We start from the raw sequence: 4811 nt of genomic DNA on the forward strand, positions 1-4811 counted from the left end.
GGCGTGCTCGTCGGTAGCGGCCAAGCCGAAAGGTCCCTGGCCGGCGAGCCCTGGGCCAGCCATTCCGCTGCCGAACGTCACCGCACCACCCTCGGCCGTGCCGTCGCCGTAAGCGCAGGAGCACCATTCGAAGGCCCGTGGGATAACGTAGCTTCACTCTGGGGCCGTTGCTGACTTCGCCTGCGCCACCTCGGAAATACGCTTTGGGCCACGAGCGGACCTGTGCGCCACCGGCTGAATGGATGAACCCGTCACCTTAGGAGAACTCAGGGAACAAGCACCGCTGGCACGAGTCCTGTTGGCAGCGATGCAAACTGATTTTGCTGCCCCCGAGCCATCGCCAGGATCGCCAATGCAATTGCGAGGACCGCCAAGAGTCTAGCCATCAATCAAATCCGCTGAAGATCTTGTTGGTACGTACGAGACGATCTCAGCTTTGCGCTCCTTTGGAAAGGCAATCGTTCGACAGCGACTGGGATCGACCGGTCACAATCAATACATGCATGCTGATGAAATCAGCACTGTGAACATGTCGACGTCGAACTCATTCTCCAAGCTAAGTCCGAACCGCTCTAACCATTTATCCTGAGCCAGGTAGGCCAACTTCTCTCGCGCCTGAGGGCAATCAAATTTGAGCTTTCCAACATTCTGAAGGTGATGGACCATTTCGTGTACCAGGACCGATTGGTCGGTCGGCGAAGTGCCGCCCCAATCATCAGGAAGCAGGATCGTTCTCGTCTCGTTGTCGTAAAGTGCGACAACCTCGCGCCGAGCTAGTTGCCCATCGCTTTCCATGAAGCCTTGCGAAGAAGTACGGTCCCTCGCACGCAACCTCGCAAGCTCCATCTTCGATGCAAATTCAACGACGGGACGCTGTTTGATGGCAGGCAGGTCGAAATTCGATGAGAGCCAAGTCACAATGTCATCCAACAGGGCTTCCGTAAGTTGAGCTGTATCAGAATGCAACGAAACCGAACGCGACTCGGCGGACGCGATGCGCTCCAAAGCATATTCGCGATGGGCTTTCGTGGATGTGGCTAACGTTAGGGAGACTATCGCCGCGACCAAGAGGAATTGCTTGAACATGATCCTCTCCTCAGAGGCTGTTCGAAAAAGAAACTCTTCAAAAAATCAGTCGGCAGTTAAACAGCTGGAACATAGCATTCGCCTGGCGACGTCGTTGTGAACCCATTCACACCCAAAGAACTCACAACGCCGCTGTCAGCGCTCGCCTGCTCGAAACTCGGTTGTTCGTCTTCATGGCGGCAGGAGAGCGGCCGCGATTCCGCCGCTGAGGTCAGGCGGCCGCACGAAGAGAAGACGGGAGGTCGCCGGTATTTCCGCGTCATCGCTGCCGTCCTGGCCGATCAGGATCAATCCGGCTCCGCCATTTGCCACATTGAGAACCACCGGCTCTCCGCTCCACGTCTTGATTGGCTGCATTCCCACGATGAGGAATTCGCCCATGGGCTGATCAAGATATTGAAGGCGCAATTGCGGACCGACCTCCGCTGCCGCAAGTTCAAAGCCGAGTTGCCGGGCTCGCGCGTAAATGACGGCCAGAGGCACGCTATCGGCTTTAAAGCCAAGCTCGACCGCGGATACCGCCACAAGCTCTACGTCCATCTTGTTGGAACTGACAGTGAAGGCCGGTCGAGCGAGAACTTCCGCGGCCAGCCCGCCGATACTGCAACCGACGGAATCCAATGCATCGCGCAACGCAACGGAGTTGCCAAAGGTACCGACGGCAATCGTCTTCCATGTCGGCACATCGCGGGCGGACCCGATGAGTTTTTGCGGCAAATCAACTGCGCGAACTTTGCCGAGCTTCAGTTGATTCTGTAAGACGTCGCGCGCCGAGCATTGTCCCCACGCCTTGGGCGTGACCTGAAACAAGGAAGCGGCACAGAGCAATGCAACCATCAAGCAATGGCTGCCCCACCTCGCGTTCAGATGGTGATGTGGTGCGGCGCGATCCGCTTGGCTTGTCAGAATGCACATGTCGAATATCGACTTGTTGCAAAATTCAACTGAAAAGAACCCGCCTCCGAGTCAATGGGAAGAACGGGGGCCAATGAAAAACATCGTCCGACCGAGCTCAAAAGGGGAGCCGGAGGCGGGGCACTATTGGCTCAAGTATTCCAATTTCAAATGAACGAGCGGCGGTCCGTAAGCCCGATCGCTCGTCGCATCAAACCGAAAACGGAATGACGTGCTGAAACGTAGCACCACGAGTCCCTCGGTACAATCAGCAACTCCGCCCACCAGCGTGCATAGCGCGCTTCACCACGATCGCGACGTTCGAACAACCACTCTGGCACTCGAAATGCGCTACGTGGGTTCAGCAAATCTCAGGTTCGCCGCGAACACCACTCCGCGCGAATACTTGCTTGCCAGTGACGGTGCGCCGCCATCCGCCGAGAAACGGCAGAGTTGCTTCCGCTTGCGAAGACTGAACCGGGATCGCGCCGCTGAAGACGAACCTTCATCGAGCTTGAACAGGAGGTTCGCTCCTCGAACGTTGCTCGATACATGCCTCATGGACATTTTACACAACTATGGAGGTATCCCATGCCGATCGTCCAATTTACTCGCTTCAAAACCGACAAGTCCGAGGAAATGGTCCAGATCATCAGGCAGGCGAAGAAAATCTTTGAAAAACACGGTGCCGAATTTCTTCGGCTCTCCCGTTTCCACACCGGTCCCTGGGCAGGAGAGTTGCTGGTTACGACGCGCTACTCCAGCTGGGAAGTTTACGGCAAGGTGCAGGAGGCCGTGTCAAAGGACCCGGAGTTTGCGCAGGTGCAGGCTGACGGAATGAAGATTGCCGAACTACAGGGCCGTAACATCGCCGTTAGCATCGATCTCTAGTCGGGGCGCCGCCCCGCAAACCACATTAAGCGCGAAGGCCACTCGACATATGCCGGTGGCCTTCCCGATCCGGTCACAGCGCTTCCGGCCACGCACCGTAAGCGGCGGCTTAGCGGGTCAAGGCGGGTTCAATCCGCCCCTTTCCAGCGTTCAATTTCACCGGCCAAGAGGCATCCGGATTCAACGTGCTTGCGATTTAAAGACCAATCGGTCTATATATTGGCAATGAGCCGCCAAGCCCCAATGCAGTTGCCCCGCGGTCGCCCCCGCAGTTTCGACGTGGAAGCCGCTGTCGAGCGCGCGATGGATGTGTTCTGGTCGCGCGGCTATCACGGCACGGCGCTCCCCGACCTTCTTCGTGCGACGAAGCTTTCGCGTGGAAGCCTTTACGCTGCTTTCGGTGACAAGCACTCGCTGTTCCTGCGTGCGCTCGATCACTACATTGCCGATGCTCTGACCCGGATGGATATCGAGCTCGCCCCCCGCAGGGAGCCGGTCGACGGCCTGCGGACCTTCCTTGCCGGCTATGTCGACCGCACGAGCGGTGCCAGTGGCCGGCGCGGATGCCTGCTCGTGGCCACTGCCATGGAACTGGCCGGCCAGGACGCCGAAGTCGGTCGGCGCGTCGCGAGCTTTTTCAAGGCCATGGAGGCCAGGCTGGCCGATGCACTTTCGCGTGCGGGGGCGGCGGGCAAGCTGGCCGACGGTGTCGAGCCTTCAAGTGCCGCCCGAATTCTCGTCTGTTTCGTCGAGGGGCTGCGCGTGGTCGGCAAGACGGAACCGGCACGGATGACGTCGCAAGCCACCGCCGACGCGCTGCTCGACCGCTTCATCAGGTGAACAACCCATGCCGCGCCTTCCGCCGTTGTCGCGCGCCAATATTTGGACCGACCGGTCTTGAAAGGAAGGATGCCATGTCTGCCATCCAGATCGTCTGCGCGGTCGTCGTTCCCCTGCTCTGGGGTTACCAGTTCGTGGCCATCAAAGTGGGCGTGACGGAGTTTCCGCCTCTCTTCTTCCTCGCGCTGCGCTTCCTGGCCATCGCGCTGCTGCTCGTTCCGTTCGTCAAGCGGCCCGCGCGCCACCAGATCGGCCCGGTCGCAGCCATTTCGATTTTCCTTGGCGGACTGAATTTCGGGCTCTTCTATGTTGGCCTCGGGCTCGGCTCGGGAAGCCTGTCGGCGATCGCGTATCAGCTCGCCACGCCCTTCACCGTCCTGCTCGCCTGGCCGTTGCTCGCGGAGAGACCGTCTGCCACCACGTCCGCCGGTGTGGCGCTTGCATTCGTCGGCGTGGTCGTGCTGGCAGCGGGGCCCGGCTTGTCGGCAAACGCGCTGCCGCTGCTGCTCGTGGTCGGGGCAGCCTTCGCCTTCGCGGTGTCCAACGTCTTGACGAAACGCTACGGCCCTTTCGATCCCCTGATGTTGATGGGATGGTCGTCGCTGTTCACGGTGCCGCAGGTCATGGTGATGTCGCTGCTCCTCGAATATGGGCAACTGGCGAGCCTTGTCACGGCGGATGAACGCGGCTGGCTGGCCCTCGCCTACACCATCTTCATCGGAGGAATTGTCGGGTTTGGCCTCTGGTTCTGGCTGATCGCGCGTTGCTCCATGGGCCGCGTCGCCCCCTTCGGCCTGCTACTTCCGGTGTTCGCGTTGCTTTCGAGCGTGTTGTTCCTTGGCGACCGCATAACCCCGAAGTTGATCGTCGGTGGGCTGCTCGCGATCTCCGGCGTCGCCCTGACACAGATCAGACCGAGCGTTCGAGCAACCTAACTCCCGGAAGCCAACGCACGGCCTCCTGAGCCGCCGCCCCTGACCGGCGTGTAGATCACGAGCTTCAGCGCGGGATCATCGTTGGCCTGAAAACTGGTGTGCTCGAAATGCAGCACGCCCAGAGTTGGATGAGACATCGTCTTGAGGCCCGAGGCGGTGCTGCGG

6 protein-coding genes are annotated in these 4811 nt (G+C 59.6%); 3 read left to right on the forward strand and 3 right to left on the reverse strand.

Translation table 11 applies throughout. The annotated features are described in order from the left end of the window. Positions 1 to 492: 492 nt before the first annotated feature. Entirely contained in the window at positions 493 to 1086 is a 594-nt protein-coding gene (locus AC1D00_RS26980) for a DUF6647 family protein (RefSeq protein WP_477012749.1), read from the reverse strand. 171 nt (positions 1087 to 1257) lie between these two features. Beyond that, positions 1258 to 2001 (reverse strand): hypothetical protein, encoded by a 744-nt coding sequence (locus tag AC1D00_RS26985; protein WP_477012750.1) that lies wholly within the window; start codon positions 1999 to 2001, stop codon positions 1258 to 1260. Between the two features lie 570 nt (positions 2002 to 2571). Here AC1D00_RS26985 and AC1D00_RS26990 point away from each other — a divergent pair. The 3 genes from AC1D00_RS26990 (at position 2572) to AC1D00_RS27000 (ending at position 4646) form a co-directional block, all read left to right on the forward strand. Further along, positions 2572 to 2871, forward strand: coding sequence for a hypothetical protein (locus AC1D00_RS26990; protein ID WP_025575610.1), 300 nt, complete (start codon positions 2572 to 2574; stop codon positions 2869 to 2871). A gap of 243 nt (positions 2872 to 3114) precedes the next feature. Continuing rightward, positions 3115 to 3711 (forward strand): TetR/AcrR family transcriptional regulator, encoded by a 597-nt coding sequence (locus AC1D00_RS26995; protein WP_477012751.1) that lies wholly within the window; start codon positions 3115 to 3117, stop codon positions 3709 to 3711. 74 nt (positions 3712 to 3785) lie between these two features. Continuing rightward, positions 3786 to 4646, forward strand: coding sequence for a DMT family transporter (locus tag AC1D00_RS27000; protein WP_477012752.1), 861 nt, complete (start codon positions 3786 to 3788; stop codon positions 4644 to 4646). Here the strand turns inward: AC1D00_RS27000 and AC1D00_RS27005 are convergent. After that, on the reverse strand, positions 4643 to 4811 hold a 169-nt coding region (locus tag AC1D00_RS27005; protein ID WP_477012753.1), incomplete at its 5' end, for an MmyB family transcriptional regulator. The genes AC1D00_RS27000 and AC1D00_RS27005 overlap by 4 nt on opposite strands.

It is taken from the genome of Bradyrhizobium sp. P2_E8, from assembly GCF_056403875.1.